Source organism: Caulobacter sp. ErkDOM-E (assembly GCF_048541895.1).
Taxonomy (GTDB): Bacteria; Pseudomonadota; Alphaproteobacteria; order Caulobacterales; family Caulobacteraceae; genus Caulobacter.
Window position 1 is genome coordinate 400528 of sequence record NZ_CP183331.1, and the last position, 24549, is coordinate 425076.

Genomic DNA, 24549 nt, shown 5'->3' on the forward strand with positions numbered 1-24549 from the left:
CGAGAGCGCGCCAGAACGAGGGGATTGCAATGATTTCGATGAAAAGGCTCGCCAGTGGGGCAGCCCTTACCGTGCTCGCGCTCGCCGCGTCCAGCGCAGTGTACGCTCAGGAAACCACCGCCGCCGTCCGCGGTGCGGTGACGGGTGAAGGCGGAGCGCCGGTCGCCGGCGCTGCGGTCACCATCGTTCACACCCCGTCGGGCACGCGCTCGACCACGGTTTCGGGCGCCAACGGCACCTATGACGCCCGCGGCCTCCGCGTCGGCGGCCCCTACGAAATCACCGTCCAGGCCCCGGGCCTGGAAAGCAAGAAGGTCACCGACGTCTATCTGTCGCTGGCCGACACCCAGCGCGTCGATATCGACCTGGCCGCCAACGCGGTCGAAGCCGTGGTGGTCACCGCCTCGGCTGCCGGTAACAGCGAAGCTGGTCCCAAGACCGTCCTGAACCGCGACGCGATCGAAGCCGTTGTCTCGATCAACCGCGACGTCCGCGATCTGGCGCGCCGCGACATCCTGGTCTCGCAGAACGTCCGCAACGACGGCGGCATCTCGATCGCCGGCTCGAACCCGCGCACCAACCGCATCACCATCGACGGCGTCGCCGCCCAGGACCCCTACGGCCTGGAAACCGGTGGCCTGCCCACCGCGCGTGGCCCGATCTCGCTGGACGCCGTTGAGCAGTTCAGCGTCGCGGCTGTCCCCACCGACGTCGAGAACGGCTCGTTCACGGGCGGCGCCCTGAACATCGTCCTGCGCTCGGGCGGCAATGACTTCCACGGCAGCGCCTTCGTCAACTATCTGAATGAAGGCCTGATCGGTCGCCACATCGGCAGCCAGCGCATCACGCCGCTGATCAGCCAGAAGAACTATGGCGGCTTCCTGTCGGGCCCGATCTGGAAGGACAAGCTGTTCTTCGCTGGCTCGTACGAGAAGTACCAAACCCTTGACGTCACCGGCACCGGTCCGGCCGGCGCGGGTTTCGCGACGCCTTTCGCCAACGGCCTGAGCCAGGCCACGATCGATCAGGTCGTCGGCATCTATAACAGCGCCTACGCCAGCGACTTTGCCGCCGGCTCCATCCTGCGCTCCACCCCGGTCACCGACGAGAAGTACTCGGCCAAGATCGACTGGAACATCAACGACCAGCACCGCGCCAGCCTCAGCTATCGCCGCGCCGAGTCGCTGTTCACCTCGCGGACCGACCTGGGCACCACCACCGCCGCCCTCGACTCGCACTGGTACGACGCGACCTATCTCGACGAAGGCACCACCCTCGAGATCAACTCGGACTGGACCGATCGTCTGTCGACGACCGTTCGCGCCACCTATCGCGACTGGGTCAAGGGCCAGAACCCCAAGAGCGGTCAGAACTATTCGGACGTGACCATCTGTACGGCCCCGACCGCCGACAGCGCCCCGACCAACTCGACGATCACCAGCTGCGCCAGCGGCTTCTCGTCGGTGCGCTTCGGACCTGACGCTTTCCGCCACGCCAATCAGCTGGACATCCAGGAAGCGGTGTTCCAGGGCACGGCGACCTATTCGATGGGCGATCACGTCTTCAAGGCCGGCTACCAGGGCTCGAAGAAGGAAGTGTTCAATGTGTTCGTGCCGAACTCGCGTGGCACCTACTACTTCGACTCGATCGCCGATTTCGCGGCTGGCCGCGCCAACTCGCTGACCTACAGCAACTCGGTCACCGGCAAGGCCAACGACGCCGCCGCCGACTTCAAGTACTGGATGCACTCGCTCTACGCCCAGGACTCGCTGGACGTCACTGACGACATCAAGGTCACGGCGGGCTTCCGCTTCGACTGGATCAAGATGGACGACGTTCCGGCCACCAACCCGAACTTCGTGGCCCGCAACGGCTTCACCAACGCCAAGACCCTGGACGGCCTGAGCATCCTGATGCCGCGCGTCTCGGCGACCTGGCGCGCGACCGACACCCTGAAGCTGAACGCCGGCTTTGGCCTGTTCTCGGGCGGCCAGCCGGAAGTGCTGTTCGCCACGCCGTTCTACAACAACGGCTATCAGATCGCCGGCACCACCATCCGCCGCTGCATCACCGCCGGGTCGAACTGCACGGGCGCCAACGGCTATCTGGAATCCTCGACCTCGTCGAGCGTGACCCCGGGCTTCAACGCCGCTGTCGGCGCCGCCGCCCTGGACAACCTCAACACCTTCTCGGGCTTTGGCTATCAGATCCCGACCCTGGTGAAGTCGTTCCAGGAAGGCACCCTGGCCGGCACCCCGGGCATCAATCCGACCAACGAAGTCATCGCCCTGAACCCGACCTTCCAACTGCCGGCCGAATGGAAGCTGTACTTCGGCGCCAACTGGGAAGTGTACGACGGCTGGAACCTCGACGTTCAGTATGTGGCCACCCAGGCTCAGGACGCCGTGACCTTCACCGACGCCCGCGCCCAGCCGCTGGTCATCAACGGCCAACGCGCCGTGACCCCGGACGGTCGTCCGCGTTATGACGGTCTGACCCTCTCGTCCACGGCTCGCGCCGCTCAGGGCGTGTCTTCGGTCAACCCCGGCGACAACCGCGACCTGATCACCAACAACATCGACAAGGGCGAAGCCTTCACCTTCGGCGTTGGCCTGTCCAAGTCCTTCGACTTCGGTCTGGATCTGGGTCTCGGCTACGCCCGTCAGAACATCGACGAGTCGAACGCCGGCCTGCGCTTCGGCACCACCGCCGGCTCGCTGTACAACAGCGTTCCGGCCGGCCTGGATCCGGCCCGCGACGCCTACGGCACCGCGCTGGAAGAGATCAAGGACCGCTACAAGCTGGAAGTCGGTTACCGGAAGAAGTTCTTCGGCGACAACGAGACGCGCATCTCCCTGTTTGCTGAGCGCACCTCGGGTCGTCCGTTCGGCTTCACCATGGGCGACGCCGCTTCGGGCCGCAGCCCGGTGTTCGGTGTGAACCGCGCCGCTCAGCTGCTGTACGTGCCGGACATCAAGGCCGACACCAACACCGCTGACCTGCAGATCGGCAACGTGTTCTTCATCGACGCCGCCAACCGCGACCGGTTCATCGGTTATGTGAACCAGTTCGGCCTCAAGCCAGGCATCCTTGAGAAGTACTCGAACACCAACAAGGACCTGAACCGCGTCGACCTGCAGCTCAGCCAGGAACTGCCGACCCTGATCGACGGCCACAAGCTGAAGGTCCAGTTCGACATCCGCAACCTGCTGAACCTGATCGATCGCGATTGGGGCAAGGTCGAGGAGTACGGCGACGGCACCACCCTGGCCCGCGTGGGCTGCGTTGCCGCCAACGGAGCCGCTCTGGCTGCCACGGCGAACGCCACCTGCCCTGCCTATGTGTATTCGCTGGTGCCGACCTCGATCACCAAGACCCGCGGCGACGTCAAAAACTCGCTGTGGACCATGCAGATCTCGCTGCGTTACGAGTTCTAACGAACCCGTCACCTCGACGAACAGGAAGGGCGGCCCCGCAACGGGCCGCCCTTTTTGTTTTGTCGCGCGGATTTGCTAGAACGCCTGCTTGACCCCCGGTCCGCCAGGGGCCATTTGCGCCTCCCGTTTTGATCCAGGCTTCGACACATGACCCCGACCGTTCCTGCCGAGTGGGCCCCGCACCGCGCGATGTGGGTGGGCTTTCCCAGCCATGTTGAGCTCTGGCGCGAAGACCTGCCGGTCGCCCAGAAGGAAGTCGCCGATCTGGCCCGCGCCCTGGCCGGCCCCGGCGCCGAGCGCGTGCGGCTGATGGTGGTGGGCGACGAGGCCGAGGCCGCCGCCCGGGCCCTGCTGGCCGACACCACGGTCGAGATCGTGCGCGGCACGTTCGGCGACATCTGGCTGCGCGACACCGGCCCGATCTATGTCGAGACCCCGCAGGGTCCAGTCGCGGCCGGCTTCGAGTTCAACGGCTGGGGCGGCAAGTTCGAGATGGAGGGCGACGACATCGTCGCCGAGCAGATCGCCGCCGCCTCGGGCACGCCCCTGACCCGCAACGGCTTCGTGCTGGAGGGCGGCTCGCTGGACCATGACGGCCTGGGCACCGTGCTCAGCACCCGCCAATGCCTGCTCAACGAGAACCGCAACGGCGACTTCGACGAGGCCAAGGCCTTTGCGGCGCTGTCCAAGGCGTTGGGCGTCAAGAAGGTGCTGTGGCTGGGCGATGGCCTGCTGAACGACCACACCGACGGCCATATCGACAACCTGGCCCGCTTCGTCGCGCCGGGCGTTGTAGCCTGTCCGATGGCCTTCGGCTCCGATGATCCCAATGCCGAGGTCTATGCCGACACCGCCCGCACCCTGGCCGGCATGACCGACAGCCGCGGCTCGCCGCTGCAGGTGGTGCGCATCCCGTCGCCGGGCCGCATTCTGGATGACGAGGGCGAGCCGATCCCGGCCTCGCACATGAACTTCCTAATCGCCAACGAGGCGGTGATCGTGCCGATCTATGCGCAGGAGTCGGGCGCCTTCGCCGTCGAGGTGATCCAGGGCCTGTTCCCCGAGCGCGAGGTCATCGGCCTGCCCTCGACCGCCATCCTGACCGGCGGCGGCTCGTTCCACTGCATCAGCCAGCAGGAGCCGGCATGACCCGCACCCTGAACGTCGCCGCGATCCAGACCTCGTACGGGATGGATCTGCAGGCCAATATCAAGAAGACCGAAGCCTTCATCCGCCAGGCCGCCGCCGGCGGCGCGCAGGTGATCCTGCCGTCCGAGCTGTTCCAGGGGCCGTATTTCTGCGTGACCCAGGAAGAAAAGTGGTTCGCCGAAGCCCATCCGTGGCGAGAGCATCCGGTGGTCAAGGCCATCGCCCCCCTGGCCGGCGAGCTGGGCGTGGTGATCCCGATCTCGATCTTCGAGCGCGAAGGCCCGCACTATTTCAACAGCGTGGTCATGGCCGACGCTGACGGCTCGATGCTGGGCCTCTATCGCAAGAGCCACATCCCCGACGGCCCCGGCTATCAGGAGAAGTACTATTTCCGGCCCGGCGACACCGGCTTCAAGGTCTGGGACACGCGCTTTGGTCGGCTGGGCGTCGGCATCTGCTGGGACCAGTGGTACCCCGAGGCCGCCCGGGCCATGGCCCTGATGGGCGCCGAGGCGCTGTTCTATCCCACCGCCATCGGCAGCGAGCCGCATGACCCGACGCTGAACACCACCCTGCCGTGGCAGCGGGCCATGCAAGGCCATGCGGTCAGCAATGTGCTCCCGGTGATCGGCGCCAACCGCATCGGCTTCGAGCCCTGGGAGAACTATCCCAATGGCGGTCAGCAGTTCTATGGATCCAGCTTCATCGCCGACCATCGCGGTGATCTGGTCAGCGAGCTGGGCCGCGACGACGAGGGTCTGGTGGCGGCGTCGTTCGATCTCGACTACCTGCAGACCCATCGCGCGGCCTGGGGCTTCTTCCGCGACCGGCGGTCGGATCTTTATGGCGCGTTGGCCAGCCCGCGTCCGGCCTAGGTCCAGCCTGCACCGTTTTCGGGCGCCGGGCGCAAGGCGGCAGATTGCGCGCGAAGCCGCTTGACGAGTAGATATGTTATTTCATAACACTCCAATCGAGGCCGTTACCCCGGCCAAGGTTCAGGATTGTTCGATGCTCCGTCGTGCTTGTTTCTCCGCCGTCAGCCTGCTGGTCTTGACTGCCGCCGCCACCGCCCAGGCCGAAGTCGTCCCCGCCGGGACCGCGCCGGCGTCCGGTCAGGAGGTCGAGGTCTCCAAGGTGGTGGTCACCGCCGCGCCCTATGCGGTGTCGGCCGACAACCTGACCGCCAGCGTCGCCATCGTCGACCGCACCGATCTGGATCTCGCGCCCCCCACCGGCCTGGGCGACCTGCTCAGCGGCATGCCCGGCGTGCGCTCGACCGCCTTCGGCGCCGGCGCCAGCCGTCCGGTGGTGCGCGGCCTGGCCGGTCCCCGCGTCCAGGTGCTGACCAATGGCGTGGGCCAGATCGACGCCAGCGCCCTGTCGCCCGACCACCAGGTGGCCACCGATCCGGGCGAGGCCGAGCGCATCGAGGTGCTGCGCGGCCCGGCGGCCCTGGCCTATGGCGGCTCGGCCATCGGCGGGGTGATCAACATCATCGACGACCGCATCGCCAGCCGCGCCCCGGACGGCGGCTATAGTGGCCGACTGCTGGCCTCGGGCGCGACGGGCGATGACAGCTATGCCGTTTCCGGCGCCATCCACGCGGCGGTCGGCCCGCTGGTCCTGACCCTGGACGGCCTGAAGCGCGTTGCGGACGATTATGAAATTCCCGTCTTCGGCGAATCCCGCCGCCTGCTGGCCTCCGAAGGCGAAATCGCCGAGGGCGGCGGCGGAAAGCTGGCCAATACGGCGGTTGACCTGAAGGCTATCGGCGGCGGCGTCTCCTATGTCGGCGCCGACGGCTTCATCGGCGTCTCGGTCAAGAAGACCGACACGACCTACGGGGTCCCCGGCCACGCCCACGAGGAGCCGGGCGTCGAGGCGGAAGGGCCGGTCACCATCGGCCTGACCCAGACCCGCATCGACCTGCGCGGCGAGTACAACCGGCCCTTCGGCCCCTTCGCCAAGCTGCGCGCCTCGGCCGGCCACGCCGACTATGAGCATACCGAATTCGAGGGCGATGCGGTCGGCACCAAGTTCATGTCCGACGGCTATGAGGGCCGGCTGGAACTGGTCCAGACCGAGCGAAACGGCTGGAAGGGCGCGGTGGGCGTCCAGGCCCTGCGCCGCAACTTCGACGCCCAGGGCGCCGAGGCCTATGTGCCCAAGACCAAGATCACCGAATACGGCGCCTTCACTCAGCAGCGGGTCGAGAAGGCCGGCTGGGGCTATGAGGGTGGTCTGCGCATCGACTATCGCGATCTCGACAGCCTGAAGGGCCAGGCCGACTTCACCAACATTTCCGGCTCGCTGGGGGTCTTCACCCGGCCGTCGGACGCGGTGTTCTTCGGCGTGGCCCTGTCGCGCAACAGCCGCGCCCCGACCGAGGCCGAACTCTTCGCCGAGGGCCCGCACGTGGCCACGCGCGGCTTCGAGATCGGCGACGCCAAGCTGGGCGAGGAAACCGCCTGGTCGGTCGAGGCCACCGCCCACTATACCGGCCAACGCCTGAGCGCCGACCTGCACCTGTTCACCGCCCGCTATGACGGCTTCATCGACCTGCGCCCGACCGGCGCCGAGGAAGATGGTCTGGCGGTCTATCAGTATATCCAGACCAAGGCCGACTTCCGCGGTTTCGAGGTCGAGACCAGCTACAAGGCCTGGCGCAGGGACGATCAGAGCCTGACCCTGGAGGCCTCCGGTGACTTCGTGCGCGGCGCAACGGATCTGGGCCCGCCGGCCCGCATCCCGTCCTATTCCGTGACGGGCCGGGCGATCTACGACGCCCGCTTCTGGACCGCCCGCGTGGAGGCCCGCCGTGTCGGCGAGCAGGACCGCGTCGCCCAGGGCGAACTGCCGACCGACTCCTATACGGTGCTGAACGCTTCCCTCGCCTGGAAGCCGAAGGGCGACGGCCAGCTGCGGGTGTTCCTGGATGGCCGCAACCTGACCGACGAGGAGATCCGCGAGCACGCCTCGTTCCTCAAGGACATCGCGCCGTCGGCCGGCCGTTCGGTGCGCGCGGGCGTCGCCTGGCGCTTCTAGGGACCCTTGTCGGGCGGACGGCGTTCGCTCGACAGTGGAATGGGCGGCCGCGATATCCCCGGTCGGGACGGGTCGATTGCCGGGCTCTCCGGGATCGGCTAGAAGCGCCAAGCCCTTTACGGCCGCTCGCGCGTCCGCCCTTTCAGCTTTTTTGTAGAGCTATCCATGGAATCGACTCAGTCCGCCGGCGGCATCTCCGGCAACGTTCTGTTCTACGTCTCGCCTGAGCCGCTGAACCGCGAGCAACATGCCAAACTGGCCCTCGTTCACAACGAGAAGCCGTACAGCTTCGCCGCCACCGGCACCGCCGTGCCGCTGACGGTCACCGAGTTTGCTCCGGCTGCCCTGTCGTTCCCGGTGATCTTCGCCGGCGACGACCGCGTTCCTCTGGCCGTCATGGGCCTGAACAACGGCGAGAACCTGTTCGTCAACGCCGACGGCTCGATCGACGCGGGCGTCTACATCCCCGCCTATATCCGCCGCTATCCGTTCGTGCTGGCCAATGACGAAGGCCAAGACCGCCTGATCGTCTGCATCGACAAGGGCTCAAGCCTGCTGTCGGAAACCGGCGAAACCAAGCTGTTCGACGACAAGGGCGAGCCCACCGAATACACCCAGAACTGCATCAAGTTCTGCGACGACTTCGAAGCCGAACGCCGCCGCACCGACTCGTTCGTGCAGCTGCTGAAGGACAACGACCTGTTCGAGCTGAAGACCGCCGTCTTCACCCCGACCGACGAAGCCGGCCAGCCCGGCCAGCCGCAGACGGTCGCCGAGTATTACGGCGTGTCGGAAGAGAAGCTGAACGCCCTGCCGGTCGAGAAGCTGCGCGAACTGCAAACCAACGGCGCCCTGGCCCAGATCTATGCGCACCTGGTGTCGCTGGTTGGCTGGGACCGCCTGATCGCTGTCGCCATGGTCCGCCAGGCGGCCGCGGCGGGCGTGGTTGTGAACTAAGACAGGCTTCCTTCGGGAGGTTCGGAATGAGGGCGGCGAGGCTTCGGCTTCGCCGCCTTTTTTCTGGGCTGAAGCTGAGTTCGGTTTGCGAGGCTCAGCGGGCGTTGGGGGCTGATCCTACTGCTTGGACAGATCTGCCGCGCCCACGTCCCTGAAGCGGACATGCGCGTCAGGTGTTCGGGGGTGGTATTACGCTGCGCAACTGATCTGCTGGTCTACGCTAGGCCGGCCCAGCTTGAAGGGGGTCAGCCGTCAAGCTGGGTACGCCGGAGCGCCCAGGCCGCTGCGGCCAGGCTGAGCAAGGCGCCGAGGCCTAGGGCGGCGAAGGGTTGTCGCGGCAGTTCCGTTGGTTCGGAGCCCGCTGCGAACTTCGGAAGGCGCTCGAAGTCCCGTTTCGTGAACGGCCTCTCGCTGAAAATGTACGGGTAGTAGAATGCCTGCAGGCGGCGGTGGAACGCGCCGACCCGGTCCTGATAGGCGAGGTGCGCCTCCAGGTCGGTGGCGGCGAGCCGGTGCGCAGCCGATTGCAGCGCGGCGGCCGGCAGCAGCCAGCCGAGGCGATCGGTCCATAGGGCGCGCGCCTTGAGGCTGGCGCGATAGGCGGCGAAGGCCTCCGCGACGCTGTCGTCGCCCATTTCGTGCATGGCGTAGTACCACTTCCAGTGAAAGCGGCCGACCACAGGCGGCGTGTCGCGCCATTCCGGATGCTTGGCCTTGAAGGGGGTCATCACCGCGTCCTTTGGAATATCCCAGGCGCTGTGCACGGCCTCGCGCTGGGCCAGGGACAGGTCCATGCCCTGGCCGACAGGGTGATTGCGCGCGATGATGACCGCGCCGAGCGCCGGCCCCAGCAGCGTCATCACCAGCCATAGCCCGATCAGGCTGGCCGCATTGGTCGCCGATCGCCGGCCGATCGCGGCGACCAGCAGGGACAGGCCGAGCCAGAAGGTGAGGTAGAGCGCCGCCGCCAGGGTGAGCATTGCGACGCCGACCGGAGAGGCTCCGGCCACAGCCGCACCGGCCCAGAGCGGCAGAAGCAGCGCCGCCAGGACGAGACCGCCGCGCAGGCTCGCTCGCCGGCCCCACACCCCGCTCACGCCGCCGGGTGTGGCGGCCAGCAGCCGCAGTCGGCCGGCCTCGCGCTCGCTCGACACCAGATCGTGCAGCAGGGCGATCAAGACCAGCGGCGACAGATAGATCAGCACAAACGACCAGTCGAAAGGCCCCGGCAGCACGAGTTCGGGATTGTAGGCCTCGGTCTCATGCAACTGCGCCTGAAGGCCCAGGAGTCGAACGCGCAGCACGAACGGCTGCAGGTCGCGCTGGCCGAGGGCGGCAAAGGCCAGCGGCTGGGGCGGATCGGCGGTCAGATGGAAGGTGTAGTAGGCCGCATTGCCCGCGTCGCTGTCAGGCTTGCCGTAAGTCTTGGTCACGCCGACGAGGTCGGCCTGATGGGCGGCGATGACGCGGGCAATGGTCGCGACCTGGCGATGCTGGGCGGCGAGGCCCGCAGCGACCGCAAGCGTCGCCGCGGCCAGCAGCACCAGAAGGGCGGCGCAGGAGACCTTGGCCCGCAGCAGCAGGATCAGTTCGGCGCGAAGGCGTTTCATTGGAAGGACTCCAGCGGGCGACGCGCGATCTGGCGCAGCGCCAAGCCCAGGGCCGCCAGCCAGGCCAGCAGGATGGCGAGGGCCGAGCCGATCGCGCCCCCAGAGCGGGCCACTGGATCAGGCGCGCGATAGACGAAGGTCGGCATGCCCGCCCAGGTGTCGGCGGACACGCGGGGATCAGGGCCGGCGTTCTGGTTAGGGATCGTCTCGATCTGGACGCGGTTCAGCGCCTGGACGAAGGCGTAGCGATGAGCTTCGACCTGATCGAGAAAATCCTTGTGGCTCTCGACATCAGTCGCGGCGAGCGCCGAGGAGCCCTGGCGGACAGCCAGCATCGGGCTGACCACGCTGAAGGCGCGGACCAGTCGATTCTGGTCCGACTCTCGTGCGAAGGCTGCGTCGGCGTAGCGGTCGAACAGCGCGCTGGTCAGGCGCTCGCCTTCGTAGGAGACCAGACCCGCCCACTGCACCGGCAGGTCCTCGACGCGCGAGACCCTGTACTGTCGCAAGATCCTGGCCTTGTAGGCGGCGAAGTAGGGATCATCCGGATTGTGGCTGTCGCCGATCGCCTTGAGGTCGCGATGGATCGCCACATCGGTTTCGATCCGGGTCGGCTGTGGATGCAGCAAGGCGGCCAACTCCGGCAGGCCGCGCGGCAGGACGATGGTCAAGGCCATCCAGATCGAAACCAGCGCCGCCAGGGCGTCACGCCCGCGACGGAACAGGCTGGAAACCAGGACCGCCAGGGTCGCCCAGAAGGCCAGGTACAGCGCATAGACTAGCAGCAAGGCGCCGGCGGGCGCGGCCGGAGTCTGGCCGGCCGCGACCAGTCCCGCCAGAGCCAGGGCGGCGGGGGCCAGCAACGTCAGGCTTAGCCCGAGGTGGGTCGCCAGCTTGCCAAGAATGATCTCGGCGGGGCGCACACCCTGAGCCAGCAGCACGCGCAAGAGGCCGCTCTCGCGCTCCCGCGCGATGGCGCCGTGGGCCAGGAAGACCATCAGCAGCGGCGCCAGGACCTGAAGAACAAAGGCGGGGCTGAGGTCACCGAACCGCATCAGCAGCGAGGATTGGCGGGCCTCGCTGAAGTTGGCGCTGTTCTGGCGATGGCCCTCCAGGAACACCATGGATCCGGTATAGGCGTCGACGCCCGGATCAAAGAAGGCCAGCGCGGAGAGTGGACGGAAGACGTACTGGCCATAGTGGACCATCCGGTGCGGATGGCGATCCGGCTGGGCCCTGAACGCCGCGTCGCTGGCGGCCTGGTGGTGGGTGCGCAGGCCCTCGACGTGGGCCCGCCGGTCGAGACCCAGGCCGACCGAAGCGACGATCAGCAGGGCCAGGATCGCGCAGGCGATCGCGGCGACGTGGTTGCGGGCGAGGGCGCGAAGCTCCTCGCGTGCAATTCGGGCGATGACGGCGCGGCGCATGGTCAGGCGGCCGCGTCCGTCTGGCCCATGCGCACATAGCGCGCGTGCAGAGCCCGGACGTCGAACCGCGCCTCGCCCTCGGCGGTGAGCTCGGCCTCCAGCCGGCCATCGGCGAGGAAGCCGATGCGGTCGGCGATCTCGGCCGCTCCCAACAGGTCGTGGGTGACCATCAGGATCCCCATGCCGCGCGCGCGGGCCGCATCGAGCAGGCGGTTGAAGTCCGCCGCCGCCCGGGGGTCCAGACCGGACGTCGGTTCATCCAGCAGCAGAACGGGCGCGTGGCGGGCGATGGCCAGGCCGATGGCGGTCTTCTGGCGCATCCCCTTGGAGAAGCCGCCCACCCGTCGACCGCGCGCGTCGGGCGCGAGCCCGGCCGCTTCGAGGGCGGCTTCGATGCTCGACGCCGAGTCGTCGGCGCCGGCGAGCGCCAGGAAGTAGGCCAGGTTCTCGCGGGCCGTCAGATGTTCGTACAGCGCGACATTCTCCGGCACATAGGCAATCCGGGCGCGGGCGGCGTCGGGCGACTCGGTCACGTCCTGGTCCATCACCCGGACCGTTCCGCCGGTCGGGCGGAGCAGTCCAAGAAACGCAGACAAGGTCGTCGACTTGCCGGCGCCATTGCCACCCAGCAGCGCATAGATCTCGCCCGCGGCGACCTTGAAGTTCAGGCCCCGCAGAACGGGCTTGTCCTCGTACTGATGCCGAAGGTCGCAGGCCTCCAGAACCACGTCGCGCTGATCGCTCAAGGATTGCTCCATCCCTTGTTGTGCATCGCCAGCCTCTTGCCAGTCCCGTCGGTTAATGCATATGACGTTATAACGTAACACTTACATTGCGTGTCAATCGCGATTGAGCGAGGACGCGCCAGTGCGCTTGGCGCGACGGGGGATAAGATGAAACTTGAGCGTTTGAAGCTGGTTTTCGCGGCAGGTTGCTCGCTGTTGGCCCTGGGCGGAGGCGCGCGCGCCGCAGAGATCGCCGAGACCTCCGAAAGCGCCACGGTCGTCGAGGACGTCAAGGTCACGGCCCGGCGCGCCAGCGCCAGCATCAATGGCCTGGACGTCGATCCCAAGACCCTGCCGCAAAACGTGCGTGTCCTGGACAGGGCCCTGATCGAGACGATCGGCGTGGCCAATCTTTCGGACCTCTTCGATCTGGCCGGCGGCATGGCTCGCCAGAACAGCTTTGGCGGCGCCTGGGACGCCTACGCCCTTCGCGGGTTTTCCGGGGACATCAATCAGGGCCCTGACCTGCTCGTGAACCGTTTCGTGTCCAACCGTGGGTTCAATCCGCGCCGGGACGTGGCCACGGTCGAGGCCTTCCAGGTGCTCAAGGGCCCGGCCTCAGCCCTGTCGGGCAAGGGCGAGCCGGGCGGGTCGATCAACATCGTGACCAAGGCGCCCGGCCAGGATCCGGCCGCCAGCGTCGAGGGGTCCTACGGCAGCTTCAACACCTGGCGCGGCGTCGCTGACCTAGACGGTCCGCTGACCTCAACGACTGCGGCGCGCCTGGTCGCGGCCTATCAGGAAACGGACGGCTTCCGCGATCATGTCGGGTCGGACCGCCTTGTTCTGGCCCCGTCGTTCAGCTGGGCGCCAACCGACCGGCTGCGGGTTCTGTACCAGCTCGAGGCCAACAAGGTTCACTTTGTCCACGATCGCGGCGTAGTCGCCATCGGCGGTAACGGCAAGGCGCTGCCGCGGACGCGGTTCCTGGGCGAGCCCAATGACGGCAAGATCCGCCAGGAAACCCTGCAGCACCAGGCCTCGTTCTTCCTCGACCTGGCCGAGGGCATTTCGCTTGAAGGCGGGATTCAGTACCGCGACGGTCTGTTCAAGGGCCAGTCGACCCACAACAGCGCCCTGGTCGGCACGCTCCTGCGCCGCCAATTGCGTATCCATGCGTATAGCTGGGAAGACGCTTCAGGCCGCCTGGAACTGGCCGTGAAGCGCACCGTCGCCGGCGTCGATCATCAACTGCGCATCGGCGTCGACGCCTTCGACTACAACCAGACCCGGGTCTTCTATCGCTTCAGCCCCAGCGCTGCAGTTCCCTACGCCATCGACGTCTACAATCCGGTCTACGGCCAGGCCAAGCCGACGGCGACGCTGAACCAGAACATCCTTGAGGAACTGAACGGCAAGAGCCTTTACGTCCAGGATCTGGCGACCATCGGCCGCCTGACCGTCATGCTGGGTGTCCGCCACGACTGGATTGAACAGAACAACACCAACTTCCGAACCAGCCGCCTGGATCAGCAGAAGCCCTCACGCACCTCGCCCCGCGCGGCGGTGACCTGGACCGCCAGCGACGCCGTGTCGCTCTACGCCAGCTGGGGTCAGTCCTTCCGCTACAATCAGGGCGTCGATGCCGTCAGCCGCGTCTTCGCGCCTGAACTGGGCGAGGCCTACGAGGCTGGCCTGAAGGTTCGCCTCCTGGACGACGCCCTGACCGGGACCGCTTCAGTGTTCCGCATCGACAAGGAAAACACGCTGGTCAACGATCCGGCCAACAGCGGCTTCTCGATTGCGGTTGGCGAGGCGCGCAGTGAGGGGGCCGAGGCCAACGCAACCTGGGCGTTGAGCGACAAGCTCTCGATCACCGCCGTGTACGCCTATACAGACGCCAAGGTGACCCGCGACACGCGCCCGGGCCTGACCGGGTCGTCTCTGAGCAATGTGCCAAAGCATTCGGGTGCGATCTATGCGTCGTGGGCTTCGAACGCGACCCAGCCCGGTTCGATCAGCATCGGGGGCGGCCTGACCTTCGTGGGCGAACGCGCTGGCGACGATGTCAACAGCGGCTTCAAGCTGCCGCACTATGCGACTGCCCGGGTCAACCTGGGCGTCCAGGTCACGCCATCAATTCGGGCCGCCCTGGATATCGAGAATCTGTTCGACACTTCCTATCTGGAAAGCTCTTACAGCAACATCTGGATCGCGCCCGGTGCGCCCCGGACGGTCACGGCCAGAGTGAAGATGGCGTTCTAGCGCATCGTCCGCCGGGGTGAACTCGCTGAGAAGGCCGGTTCACCCCATCCTCCGGACTGGATCGTGGTGGAGGGGAGGAAGGGGAACAGCCAACGCGCAGGCGGCGTACAGGGCCCATGTTTGACCTCTTCCTTCCGCTCAACCGCCCTTGGAATACTGCGCATCATCGGCCCCAAGTCGCCGTTCAAGCCCAAACCTATCTGGGGCATCCGGCTGCAGCTCAAAGCGAACGGTCGCATGCGCGACCTCGCGATGTTCAATGGCGCGATCGACTCCAAGCTCCGGGAGGCTCCCTCCGAACCCGCGCCATAGTGATCCAACAGAAGACGGGTCAGCCGGTCCCGTTTGAAATCACGGAGCCAATGCGAGGTGCGCTGGCTGCCTGGCGCAAGGCTCGTGGTCGTCGTCAGGACGATTGGCTTTTCACCGAGTCGCAGCCGACCGGGCGATCACGTGAGCACGCGGCACTATGCCCGCCTCATCGACAAATGGGTGTCGATGACTGAGCTCGAACCACGGGGTTACGGGACCGATAGTCCCAGACGAACGAAGGTGGCGCTGATCTGCAAGGAGACAGGCAACCTGCGAGCTTGCCACCTTCTTCCCGGTCACCGGAAATTTGAGAGCACCGTTCGATACCTCGGCATCGAGGTCGACGGGTTGGCTATGTGCACCAGGCTCGGTCGCCGACGAGAACGAGTTGAACAAGGCGTGCGACTGACGATCGCGATCGTCAAACAGCGTTGAGCGGGATCTTCAGATACCGCACACCATTGGCTTCTGGGTCCGGCAGGTGGCCGGCGCGCATGTTCACCTGGACGGACGGCAAGATTAGCCTGGGCATGTCGAGGGTTCGGTCACGTGCCTCTCGGAGGGCGACGAACTGTGCCTGGCTGACACCTTCGTGGACATGGATGTTGTTCCGGCGCTGGTCGCCGATCGTCGTTTCCCACGCAAAGGCATCTCGGCCGGGGGCCTTGTAATCATGACACAGAAAGACGCGCGTCTCGTCGGGAAGCGCTAGCAAGCGCTGGATTGAAGCAAACAGCGTCGCCGCATCGCCGCCGGGAAAGTCGCAGCGCGCGGTGCCGTAGTCGGGCATGAACAGGGTGTCGCCCACGAAGATGGCGTCGCCAATGACATAGGCCATGCAGGCCGGCGTGTGGCCGGGCACATGCAGGGCAATGGCCTGTAGTCCGCCAATGGAAAAGACCTCGCCGTCCCGGAACAGATGATCGAACTGTCGGCCGTCGCGGGCGAAATCCTGGTCTGCGTTGAACAGCTTTCCAAATGTCTCCTGAACGCTAACGATCTTCTCGCCGATCGCCAGGCGGCCGCCCAGAGCGCTTTGAAGATAGGGCGCGGCGGACAGATGGTCGGCATGGGCGTGGGTCTCCATTTGCCAGACGACCTCCAGCCCCTGGTCCCTGACATAGGCGATCAGGGCGTCGGCCGACCGTTCGCTGGTCCGGCCGGCTGCGGCGTCATAGTCCAGGACGCTGTCGATAACGGCGCAGGCCGATGAGTTGGGATCACGCAGGACATAGCTGACCGTGAACGTCGCCTCGTCGAAAAAGGCTTGCACCTCGGGCCTTGAGGCGGGCGCGGCAAGCGCCTGTTCGATGATCGACTTCGCCTTGGTCACGGCGACGTCAGATGGTGAGATCGGCTCGCGCATTGCAAACTCTCGGGGCTTGGGTATCGACAGGCTAGTTATATGCGAATATATGAATATACAAGTCCTATCGGGTAGGCCGCCATGTCCGTATTCATGATCGTTTCAGCCTTGATGAGCGGCGCGCTGGTCGGCGCACTGCTGGGCCTGTTCGGCGGCGGCGGGTCGGTGCTCGCCACGCCACTCTTGCTCTATGTGGTCGGCATCAACGATCCCCACGTGGCCATCGGCACCTCGGCCGCCGCAGTCGCGGTCAATGCGGGGGTGAACCTGATAGGCCACGGCCGAGGCGGGCGCGTCAAATGGCCTTGCGCGACCGTTTTCGCCGGCGCGGGGCTGATCGGCTCGTTCCTCGGCTCGAGCCTGGCCAAGGCGGTCGAGGGACAGCGCCTGCTGCTGTGGTTCGCTTTCGCGATGGCGGCGATCGCGCTGTCGATGATGCGTCGACCCAAGTCTCAGGGCGATCCCCTCGTTCACATTTCACCTGCCTTGATGCTGAAGCTGGCGCCGCTGGGCGTGCTCACCGGCCTGGCCGCAGGCTTTTTCGGGATCGGCGGCGGGTTTCTGATCGTGCCGGGATTAATGGCGGCGACCGGGATGACTCTGGCCAACGCCACGGCCTCGTCCTTGCTGTCGGTGTCGCTGTTTGGAGCGGCGACCTCGCTGAACTACGCCGCCTCGGGCCTGATCAACTGGCCCGTCGCGGGACTTTTTGTTCTGGGCGGCTTGGCGGGCGGCGCTGTGGGCGTCAGGGGTGCGGGGCTACTGGCGGCGCACGCGGTGCTGGCGCGGCGGCTGTTTGCAGGCCTGGTGTTGACCGTCGCGGCCTACGTCGCCTGGAAAGCCCTGCAGGCTTGAGGTCTGGGCGCCGGCCTTGAACGCTGGATGTATCCTCGCACCTCAAAGCCGGGAGATCGTCCGACCGTGAGGACTTGGCGTGATGGCGGTGGAGCGCTTGCGCCTAAGCCCGTCCAGGGAAATCTGACCGCCACCGCGCACATAGATCAGAAAAAGCGCGCCCAGGATGGCGAGGCTCTCGAGCAGAGGCGCAGCGGAACCGGACGTGAGGCTTGTCGTTACGGCGCCGGGTAGGGTGGCCACGCTCCAGATCACCACCACCAGCAGCGCCGAAAGTCGCGTCCACAGGCCCGCAGCGAGACTTCCGCCCAAAACAACCAGGCTCGCGCCGGTCAGTCCCGTGATCGGCCCGCCACCCTCGCCTGCCGAGGCCAGGTGTCCGACGCCTACACCGATGACCGCCAGGCCGACCAACCCCCTGAAAACAGGATCGGCCGATAGCGCCATCCAGCGCGGACGGGGCAGGGCGTCATTGAGCACGGTCAGCATTTTGGGTCTCCCCTGGACGATGCGACCAGGCGGTGACGACGCTTGACGGTCAGGCTCGGGCCTCGCCGCGGTAAACGTCGCAAAGGGTTTCCAGCACGCGCATCGCGGCCGGATCGTCCAGTCGGTAGAAGATGGTCTGAGCCTCACGCCGGGTGGCCACCAGGCCCTCGGCCCGCATCTTGGCGAGATGCTGCGAGGTCGCCGACTGGGCCAGTCCGACGTGGATCGCCAGATCGCCGACCGAAGCCTCGCCGTCGATCAGACGGCAGAGGATCAACAGGCGTTGCTCGCTGGCCAGAAGCTTGAGCAGCCGCGCCGCCGAGTGGGCGCTGGCAGCCAGTTCCTGAACATCGTCAATAGGGCTTATGGAGGCAAGTTTGTTCATATGCCTAATGTAGAAGATACGCATGAAGGTTCAAGCTTGAGCGATGGCGCCTTGATGTCGCGGCCGTTTCTACCGTGCGACCAAGGCGGCCCGCCGAGTGTCGAACTTGAGGCGTTGCGCACGCTAGGCTCAACTATTTCGGCGTTTCTGCGGCAGTGTGCCGATCGTCATCGCGCAGCACGACGTAGATGGCCGGAATCACCAGCACGGTCAGCACCGTCGATGAAGCCAAGCCAAACAGCAGCGAGATCGCCAGGCCCTGGAAGATCGGGTCGAACAGGATCACCGCCGCGCCGATCATGGCGGCCAGGGCCGTCAGAACGATCGGCTTGAAGCGTATGGCCCCGGCTTCCAGCAACACCTCGCGCAGCGGTCGGTCGCCGGTCTGGCTGTGGCGGATGAAGTCGACCAGCAGGATCGAGTTGCGCACGATGATCCCGGCCAGGGCGATGAAGCCGATCATCGAGGTGGCGCTGAACGGCGCCTTGAACAGGATGTGGCCAATGACGATGCCCACCAGGGTCAGGGGAATCGGGGTCAGGATCACCAGCGGCAGGCGGAAGCTTTTGAACTGGGCAACGACCAGCACATAGATGCCCAGGATCGCCACGCCGAAGGCCGCGCCCATGTCGCGGAAGGTCACCCAGGTGATCTCCCATTCGCCGTCCCACAGCAGGGTCGGCTTGCTCTCATCGGTCGGCTGGCCGTTCATGCGGATGTCGGGCTTGGGAAGATCGCCCCAGTCGGCGGCCTTGATCGCCTTGTCGACCGCCATCATGCCGTAGATCGGGGCCTCATAGGCGCCGGCCAGTTCGGCCATGATCATGTCGACGTCGCGGCCGTCGCGGCGGAAGATATGGGTCGAGCCGGCTTCCCGGGTGGCGGTGACCACCTCGCCCAGCGCCACCAGGCGCCCGCCCTGACTTTGGGCCACGGGCAAGGCCGCCAGGCCCTCGTCCCAGCTGCGCGCCGACTGCGGCAGACGCACCGAGATTTCCAGCGGATCGCGGCCCTGGCCCCGATGGGCGTAGCCCACGACCTGTCCGCCGAAGGCTGCGCCGATCGAGTCCAGCACCTGCCGGTCATCGACCTTCAGGGCCTCCAGCCGGTCGCGGTCGGGAACCAGGCGCAGGCCGGGGCGGGCCTGACCGTAGCTGTCATCGATGTCGACAATATAGGGCACAGACTTGAAGGCGGCCTTGACCCGCTCGGCCACGGCGCGGCGGGTCGCAGCGTCAGGGCCATAAATCTCGGCCAGCAGGGTCGCCATGACCGGCGGTCCGGGCGGGGCCTCGACCACCTTGATCGACGCGCCGGCCGGCAGGGCCACCCTGGCCAGCCGTTCGCGCAGGTCCAGAGCGATGACGTGGCTGGAGCGCTTGCGCTCGCCCTTTTCGGCCAGCGACACCGACAGGTCGCCCTGGTCGGGGCGATTGCGCAGATAGTAGTGGCGGACCAGACCGTTGAAATTGAACGGCGAGGCGGTTCCGGCATAGGCGTCGATCGCCGTCACCTCGGGCAGGGTGCGGGTGATCACGGCGGCGTCCGACAGGGCGCGGGCGGTGGCCTCCAGCGAGGTTCCCTCCGGCATGTCCAGCACCACCTGCAGCTCGGACTTGTTGTCGAACGGCAGCAGTTTGACGGTCACGGTCTTGGTGGCGAACATGGCGCCGGCCAGCACAGTGGCCAGGCCCACGGCGATCAGGAAGGTCCAGGCGCTCCTGCGTGTGGCGATCACCCGGCCGGCGACCCCGCGATAGAGCGCGCCCAGCTTGCCTTCGCCATCATGGCCTCCGCCGTGGCCGTCCGAGGCCAGGGTCTTGCGGGCGAAGCGCACCATCAGCCAGGGCGCGATGACCACGGCGACGAAGAATGAGAACACCATGGCCGCTGAGGCGTTGACGGGGATCGGGGCCATGTAGGGCCCCATCAGGCCCGAGACGAACAGCATGGGCAGCAGGGCCGAAACCACCGTCAGGGTGGCGACCACGGTGGGGTTGCCCACCTCGGCCACGGCGTCGACTGCGGCGTCGATCCGGCTGCGGCCATCGTTCATGGCCCAGTGGCGGGCGATGTTCTCGATCATGACGATGGCGTCGTCGACCAGGATGCCGATCGAGAAGATCAGGGCGAACAGGCTGACCCGGTTGATCGTGTAACCCATCAGGTTGGAGGCGAAGAGGGTCAGCAGGATGGTCGTCGGGATGACAACGGCGGTCACCGCCGCCTCGCGCCAGCCGATGGCCAGACCGATCAGAACCACGATCGACAGGGTAGCCAAACCCAGGTGGAACAGCAGCTCATTGGCCTTTTCATTGGCGGTCGCGCCGTAGTCGCGGGTCACCGCCACATCCAGGCTGTCAGGCAGCAGCGAGCCCTTCAGGGCCTCGACGCGGGTCAGGACGGCTTGGGAGACGACGACGGCGTTGGCGCCCTTGCGCTTGGCGATGGCCAGGCTGACGGCGGGGGCCTGGCTCCAGACGCCGTCGATGCGGGCATAGCGCCAGGCGCGGGCCTGATCCTCGCGCGGCCCCTGGGCCACATCGGCGACATCGCGGACATAGACCGCCTGGCCGCCGGCCGACGGCAGGGCCAGCAGGCCGATGTCGACGGCGCTGGTCAGGCTGCGGCCGGCCGTGACGTCGACCGCCTGGCCGCCGCCGCGAATCTGGCCGGCGGGAAAGGCGCGGGTGGCCTGACGCACGGTGTCCATCAGGGCGGCCAGCGACACGCCGTGCTGGGCCAGGCGCGCGGGATCGGGGGCGACGCGGATCTCCTCGGGCCGGCCGCCGACGATGAAGGTCAGGCCCACATCATCGACCTTGGCGACCTCGGTGCGCAGCTTGCCCGCCAGTTCATACAGCGCCTGATCGGTCCATTGGCCCGCCGCGCCCGGCCTGGGCGACAGCGTCAGGACGAGGCTCGGGACGTCATTGATGCCCCGCGTCTGGATCAGGGGTTCGGCGATGCCGGCCGGGATGCGGTCATAGTTGGCGCGGACCTTCTCGTGGATGCGCACAGCCGCCGCGTCGGGATCGACCCCGACCTTGAAACGGGCCGTGACCATCACCTGATTGTCGTCGGCGAAGGTATAGACGTGCTCGACCTCGGCCACGCTCTTGACGATGGCCTCCAACGGCTTGCCGACCAGTTCGATGGCGTCGGGCGCGCGCAGACCTGGCGCGGCGACCATGATGTCGACCATGGGCACGCTGATCTGCGGTTCCTCCTCGCGGGGGATCGAGATCAGCGCCAGCAGGCCTACGGCGATCGCCGCCAGCAGGATCAGCGGCGTCAGGGGTGACTTGATCGACGCCTTGGTCAGGCGACCCGAAAGACCCAGGTTCATCGGGCGGCCTCCGCCGGGGTCAGGATATCGCCAAGGCGCAGGCCTGACAGAACTTCGACTGTGTCCGCCGTGACGCTCGCGCGGGTCTGGATCGGGGATTCCGAGATCGCGCCATCGGCTCCGACCAACCGGGCATAGTCGACGCCAAAGCGCGTGGAGACATAGCGCCGTGGAATGACGATCGCCTGGCGCTCGCCGATCCTGACGGCGGCGCGCACGCGCTGGCCGATCAGGTCGCCGGGCAGGTTGGGAGCCGTGACGTCGGCGGTGACCTGGCCGCCGTTGATCGACGGATAGATCTGGCTGATGGTTCCGCGCGCGGCCGCGCCGCGCAGGTCCTCGGCCGCCAGGTCGACGAAATCTCCGACCTTGAGGGCGCGCGCCTGGCCTTCCGGCAGTTCGATGCGCACGACCAGCGGGCCGGCCGTGATCCTGGCGATCGACTGGCCGGGCATCACCACCGAGCCCACGGGGACGTCGGCCACCAGGACCCGACCGGTGGCCGGGGCCAGGATAGCGCCTTGGGCGCCCAGCTCGGCGCTGGCCCCACGCTGGGCGCGGGCCGCTGACAGATTAGCGTTTGCGGCCTTGGCCTGGGCCTCGACCTGATCCAGGCGCGCCTGGGCGTAGACGCCATGCGAGAAGAGGTCGCGGGTGCGGGCCAGATCCGCCTGAGCGCGGGCCGCCTCGGCGGCGGCTGCGGCGACCTGGGCGTCGAACGCCCCGGTTTGCAGGGTCAGCCGATCATCCCTGATCCGACCAATCATCTGGCCCTGCCGCACGAGGTCGCCTTCCTTGACGCTCAAAGCCACCAGGGTTCCGGAAATCCTCGCCCGGGCCTCGGCCATGTCGCGCGTGGTCAGGGTCGCGGGAACCGGCTTGATGTCGGACACGACCTGGGCGCGGATTGTCAGACGGTCCGTCGCCGGAGCCATTTTGACCGCCGGCGCCGCGGCCTCCTTGGGTTCGCCGCAGGCACTGAGCAGCAAGGCGGCCCCCAAGGCGCTGATCAGATATGGCCGTGCCGTCATGGCGTCCCCTCCAGGGCTTTTGGTCTTGTGCTTGTCGACTAGCGGACGGTCGGCAGGCCGGCGGCCTTCCAGGCCATGATCCCGCCGGTCAGGTGGGTATCCAGCGCGTGTCCGGCCTTCTGGCAGTGGCCCAGGGCGGTCGCCGACCGCTTGCCCGAACCGCAACTGAACACCACCGACTTGTCGCCGGCGTCCGGGAGGGCCTTGGGGTCGAAACTGGAGAGCGGAACATTGACCGCGCCAGGAATGCGCTCGGCGGCGAACTCGGCCGGCTCGCGCACATCGACCAGCAGGATCTCCTGGGCGTCGAGAGCGGTCTTCACCTGATGGGCGGTGAGGTCTTTGGTCTTGGGGGATCCGAACATCAGTGGGTCTCCTTGAAAGGGGCAGGTCCTGGGACCGCGCAGAACAGGCGGGACAAGGTCTCGACCAGCGCGCGGGCCTGACCGCTGCGAAGGCCGTAGTAAATGGTCTGTCCATCGCGCCTCGCGGCCACCACGCCGTCGCGGCGCAACAGGCCCAGATGCTGCGAGGCCAGGGTCTCGCGAACGCCCAGGCCCTGGGCGAGCGCGCCCACCGACTGCTCGCCGTCGACCAGCGCGCAGACGATCATCAGCCGATGCGGATTGGCCAGCGCCTTGAGCAGGGCGCAGGCGTCGTCCGCGGAAGCCTTGAGGGCGGCAGGATCAAAATTCATAGTTGCGTATATGCGACTTTACGAATATCTAGTCAAGCCATCGATAGGGTGACGCTATCCCGACCGCTCGGGCTCAAACGTGATCCTGATCAAAGTTAGCCGCGCGGAACGAGCCCAGTCTCGGCTCCGAACCACGGCGTGAGAGGAAACGGGATCATGGCCAAGCCGCGCATCGTCATTCTGGGCGCCGGACTGGGCGGCGCCATCGCCGCCTTCGAGATCAAGCAGGCCGTGGGCGACAAGGCCGTGGTCGAGGTGGTCTCGCAGGGCGACACCTTCCACTTCGTACCCTCAAACCCTTGGGTCGCTGTTCACTGGCGCAAGCGTGAGGCCATCGAGGTCAAGCTGCCGCCCGTGTTCAAGAAGAAGGGCATCGCTTTCCGGGGCATTGGCGCAGCCAAGGTCATGCCCGAACGCAACCAGTTGGAACTCTCCGATGGCATGCTGCTCGACTACGACTATCTGGTGATCGCCACCGGGCCGGAGCTGGCCTTTGACGAGATCCCCGGCCTTGGCCCGCACGGCGGCTTCACGCAGTCGATCTGCCACGTCGATCACGCCGAAACGGCGGCGACCGCCTTCGACCGCTTTGTGGAAAACCCCGGCCCGATCGTGGTCGGCGCGGTGCAGGGCGCGTCCTGCTTTGGTCCGGCCTATGAGTTCGCTCTGATCCTCGACACCGAACTGCGCCGCCGCAAGGTGCGCGACCGCGTGCCCATGACCTTTGTTACCTCCGAGCCCTATGTGGGCCATCTGGGCCTGGACGGGGTGGGCGACACCAAGGGCCTGCTGGAAAGCGAGATGCGCCAACGGCACATCAAGTGGATCACCAACGCCAAGGTTACTTCGGTGGAAGCCGGACTGATGCACGTTGAAGAGATCGCCGACGACGGCGCCGTCAAGGCGACCCACGACCTGCCGTTCTCCTATTCGATGATGCTGCCGGCCTTCCGGGGCGTGGCTGCGGTTCACGGGATCAGCGGTTTGACCAATCCGCGCGGCTTCATCCTGGTCGACAAACACCAACGCAATCCGACCTACCAGAACATCATGGCCCTGGGGGTCTGCGTCGCCATCGCTCCGACGGGCAAGACCCCGGTGCCGGTGGGCGTGCCCAAGACCGGCTTCATGATCGAGAGCATGGTCACGGCCATCGCCCAGAACTTCAAAGAGATCCTCAGCGGCCAGCCCGCCACCCACGAGGCGACCTGGAACGCCATCTGCCTGGCCGATTTCGGCGACGGCGGCGTGGTGTTCATCGCCCAGCCCCAGATTCCGCCACGCAACGTCAACTGGTCGGCCAGCGGCAAGTGGGTCCACCTGGCCAAGGTCGGGTTCGAGAAATACTTCCTGGCCAAGGTCAAACGCGGCGAGAGCGAGCCCTTCTACGAGAAGCTCGCCCTGGACGTCATGGGTATCCACAAGATCAAGCCCTGAGGGCGAAAGGCAG

18 protein-coding genes and 1 pseudogene are annotated in these 24549 nt (G+C 66.7%); 9 read left to right on the forward strand and 10 right to left on the reverse strand.

Annotated elements, in window-relative coordinates:
• Nucleotides 1-29: 29 nt before the first annotated feature.
• From ACN2C7_RS02015 to ACN2C7_RS02035, 5 genes are all read left to right on the forward strand, one after another.
• The gene (locus ACN2C7_RS02015) at nt 30-3437 is read left to right on the forward strand and encodes a TonB-dependent receptor (RefSeq protein WP_419319530.1); all 3408 of its coding nucleotides are present in this window, start codon (nt 30-32) and stop codon (nt 3435-3437) included.
• Nucleotides 3438-3584: 147 nt separating this feature from the next.
• On the forward strand, nt 3585-4586 hold the full coding sequence (locus ACN2C7_RS02020; RefSeq protein WP_419319532.1) for an agmatine deiminase family protein: 1002 nt from the start codon (nt 3585-3587) through the stop codon (nt 4584-4586).
• On the forward strand, nt 4583-5461 hold the full coding sequence (gene aguB / locus ACN2C7_RS02025; protein ID WP_419319533.1) for an N-carbamoylputrescine amidase: 879 nt from the start codon (nt 4583-4585) through the stop codon (nt 5459-5461). The genes ACN2C7_RS02020 and aguB overlap by 4 nt, the downstream gene beginning before the upstream one ends.
• Before the next feature lie 133 nt (nt 5462-5594).
• Nucleotides 5595-7631 (forward strand): TonB-dependent receptor, encoded by a 2037-nt coding sequence (locus ACN2C7_RS02030; protein WP_419319534.1) that lies wholly within the window; start codon nt 5595-5597, stop codon nt 7629-7631.
• Nucleotides 7632-7796: 165 nt separating this feature from the next.
• A complete protein-coding gene (locus ACN2C7_RS02035; protein ID WP_419319535.1) occupies nt 7797-8588 on the forward strand; it encodes a SapC family protein in 792 nt (263 codons plus the stop codon).
• A gap of 245 nt (nt 8589-8833) precedes the next feature.
• Here ACN2C7_RS02035 and ACN2C7_RS02040 read toward each other — a convergent pair whose 3' ends face one another.
• From ACN2C7_RS02040 to ACN2C7_RS02050, 3 genes are read right to left on the reverse strand one after another with little or no spacing between them, the layout of a single operon-like run.
• On the reverse strand, nt 8834-10198 hold the full coding sequence (locus ACN2C7_RS02040; RefSeq protein WP_419319536.1) for a DUF3526 domain-containing protein: 1365 nt from the start codon (nt 10196-10198) through the stop codon (nt 8834-8836).
• On the reverse strand, nt 10195-11625 hold the full coding sequence (locus ACN2C7_RS02045) for an ABC transporter permease (RefSeq protein ID WP_419319537.1): 1431 nt from the start codon (nt 11623-11625) through the stop codon (nt 10195-10197). Before ACN2C7_RS02045 ends, ACN2C7_RS02040 begins: the two co-directional genes overlap by 4 nt.
• A gap of 2 nt (nt 11626-11627) precedes the next feature.
• On the reverse strand, nt 11628-12371 hold the full coding sequence (locus tag ACN2C7_RS02050) for an ABC transporter ATP-binding protein (RefSeq protein ID WP_419319538.1): 744 nt from the start codon (nt 12369-12371) through the stop codon (nt 11628-11630).
• Between the two features lie 147 nt (nt 12372-12518).
• Here ACN2C7_RS02050 and ACN2C7_RS02055 point away from each other — a divergent pair, with 147 nt between their 5' ends.
• Together ACN2C7_RS02055 and ACN2C7_RS02060 are read left to right on the forward strand one after the other, a co-directional pair.
• A complete protein-coding gene (locus ACN2C7_RS02055) occupies nt 12519-14615 on the forward strand; it encodes a TonB-dependent siderophore receptor (protein ID WP_419319539.1) in 2097 nt (698 codons plus the stop codon).
• Nucleotides 14616-14731: 116 nt separating this feature from the next.
• Nucleotides 14732-15362 (forward strand): annotated as a pseudogene (locus tag ACN2C7_RS02060) (integrase).
• Here the strand turns inward: ACN2C7_RS02060 and ACN2C7_RS02065 are convergent.
• Entirely contained in the window at nt 15349-16293 is a 945-nt protein-coding gene (locus tag ACN2C7_RS02065) for an MBL fold metallo-hydrolase (RefSeq protein ID WP_419319540.1), read from the reverse strand. The pseudogene ACN2C7_RS02060 and the gene ACN2C7_RS02065 sit on opposite strands and share 14 nt — an antisense overlap.
• Before the next feature lie 81 nt (nt 16294-16374).
• Here ACN2C7_RS02065 and ACN2C7_RS02070 point away from each other — a divergent pair, with 81 nt between their 5' ends.
• Entirely contained in the window at nt 16375-17148 is a 774-nt protein-coding gene (locus ACN2C7_RS02070) for a sulfite exporter TauE/SafE family protein (RefSeq protein ID WP_419319541.1), read from the forward strand.
• 42 nt (nt 17149-17190) lie between these two features.
• Here ACN2C7_RS02070 and ACN2C7_RS02075 read toward each other — a convergent pair whose 3' ends face one another.
• From ACN2C7_RS02075 to ACN2C7_RS02100, 6 genes are all read right to left on the reverse strand, one after another.
• On the reverse strand, nt 17191-17637 hold the full coding sequence (locus ACN2C7_RS02075) for a hypothetical protein (RefSeq protein ID WP_419319542.1): 447 nt from the start codon (nt 17635-17637) through the stop codon (nt 17191-17193).
• A 49-nt stretch (nt 17638-17686) separates the two neighbouring features.
• Nucleotides 17687-18022, reverse strand: a complete 336-nt coding sequence (locus ACN2C7_RS02080; RefSeq protein WP_419319543.1) for an ArsR/SmtB family transcription factor — start codon at nt 18020-18022, stop codon at nt 17687-17689.
• Between the two features lie 133 nt (nt 18023-18155).
• Nucleotides 18156-21371 (reverse strand): efflux RND transporter permease subunit, encoded by a 3216-nt coding sequence (locus ACN2C7_RS02085; protein ID WP_419319544.1) that lies wholly within the window; start codon nt 21369-21371, stop codon nt 18156-18158.
• Nucleotides 21368-22402 carry an efflux RND transporter periplasmic adaptor subunit gene (locus ACN2C7_RS02090; protein WP_419319545.1) on the reverse strand — a complete coding sequence of 345 codons (1035 nt, stop codon included), beginning with the start codon at nt 22400-22402 and terminating at the stop codon, nt 21368-21370. Before ACN2C7_RS02090 ends, ACN2C7_RS02085 begins: the two co-directional genes overlap by 4 nt.
• Before the next feature lie 38 nt (nt 22403-22440).
• Complete coding sequence (locus ACN2C7_RS02095) at nt 22441-22767, reverse strand: rhodanese-like domain-containing protein (RefSeq protein WP_419319546.1); 327 nt, start codon at nt 22765-22767, stop codon at nt 22441-22443.
• Nucleotides 22767-23099, reverse strand: a complete 333-nt coding sequence (locus tag ACN2C7_RS02100; protein WP_419319547.1) for an ArsR/SmtB family transcription factor — start codon at nt 23097-23099, stop codon at nt 22767-22769. The genes ACN2C7_RS02095 and ACN2C7_RS02100 overlap by 1 nt, the downstream gene beginning before the upstream one ends.
• Before the next feature lie 156 nt (nt 23100-23255).
• On the opposite strand from ACN2C7_RS02100, the gene ACN2C7_RS02105 reads away from it, so the two are divergent.
• Nucleotides 23256-24536, forward strand: coding sequence for an NAD(P)/FAD-dependent oxidoreductase (locus ACN2C7_RS02105; RefSeq protein ID WP_419319548.1), 1281 nt, complete (start codon nt 23256-23258; stop codon nt 24534-24536).
• The last annotated feature ends 13 nt before the right edge of the window (nt 24537-24549 follow it).

What these genes read in the sequence shown, in the direction of transcription:
- ACN2C7_RS02070 (WP_419319541.1), top strand. Translation starts at nt 16,375, where the DNA reads ATGTCCGTATTCATGATCGTTTCAGCCTTGATGAGCGGCGCGCTGGTC.
- ACN2C7_RS02090 (WP_419319545.1), bottom strand. Translation starts at nt 22,402, where the DNA reads ATGACGGCACGGCCATATCTGATCAGCGCCTTGGGGGCCGCCTTGCTG.
- ACN2C7_RS02055 (WP_419319539.1), top strand. Translation starts at nt 12,519, where the DNA reads ATGAAACTTGAGCGTTTGAAGCTGGTTTTCGCGGCAGGTTGCTCGCTG.
- ACN2C7_RS02085 (WP_419319544.1), bottom strand. Translation starts at nt 21,371, where the DNA reads ATGAACCTGGGTCTTTCGGGTCGCCTGACCAAGGCGTCGATCAAGTCA.
- ACN2C7_RS02045 (WP_419319537.1), bottom strand. Translation starts at nt 11,625, where the DNA reads ATGCGCCGCGCCGTCATCGCCCGAATTGCACGCGAGGAGCTTCGCGCC.
- ACN2C7_RS02105 (WP_419319548.1), top strand. Translation starts at nt 23,256, where the DNA reads ATGGCCAAGCCGCGCATCGTCATTCTGGGCGCCGGACTGGGCGGCGCC.
- ACN2C7_RS02040 (WP_419319536.1), bottom strand. Translation starts at nt 10,198, where the DNA reads ATGAAACGCCTTCGCGCCGAACTGATCCTGCTGCTGCGGGCCAAGGTC.
- ACN2C7_RS02020 (WP_419319532.1), top strand. Translation starts at nt 3,585, where the DNA reads ATGACCCCGACCGTTCCTGCCGAGTGGGCCCCGCACCGCGCGATGTGG.
- ACN2C7_RS02095 (WP_419319546.1), bottom strand. Translation starts at nt 22,767, where the DNA reads ATGTTCGGATCCCCCAAGACCAAAGACCTCACCGCCCATCAGGTGAAG.
- aguB (WP_419319533.1), top strand. Translation starts at nt 4,583, where the DNA reads ATGACCCGCACCCTGAACGTCGCCGCGATCCAGACCTCGTACGGGATG.
- ACN2C7_RS02080 (WP_419319543.1), bottom strand. Translation starts at nt 18,022, where the DNA reads ATGAACAAACTTGCCTCCATAAGCCCTATTGACGATGTTCAGGAACTG.
- ACN2C7_RS02030 (WP_419319534.1), top strand. Translation starts at nt 5,595, where the DNA reads ATGCTCCGTCGTGCTTGTTTCTCCGCCGTCAGCCTGCTGGTCTTGACT.
- ACN2C7_RS02065 (WP_419319540.1), bottom strand. Translation starts at nt 16,293, where the DNA reads ATGCGCGAGCCGATCTCACCATCTGACGTCGCCGTGACCAAGGCGAAG.
- ACN2C7_RS02100 (WP_419319547.1), bottom strand. Translation starts at nt 23,099, where the DNA reads ATGAATTTTGATCCTGCCGCCCTCAAGGCTTCCGCGGACGACGCCTGC.
- ACN2C7_RS02015 (WP_419319530.1), top strand. Translation starts at nt 30, where the DNA reads ATGATTTCGATGAAAAGGCTCGCCAGTGGGGCAGCCCTTACCGTGCTC.
- ACN2C7_RS02035 (WP_419319535.1), top strand. Translation starts at nt 7,797, where the DNA reads ATGGAATCGACTCAGTCCGCCGGCGGCATCTCCGGCAACGTTCTGTTC.
- ACN2C7_RS02075 (WP_419319542.1), bottom strand. Translation starts at nt 17,637, where the DNA reads ATGCTGACCGTGCTCAATGACGCCCTGCCCCGTCCGCGCTGGATGGCG.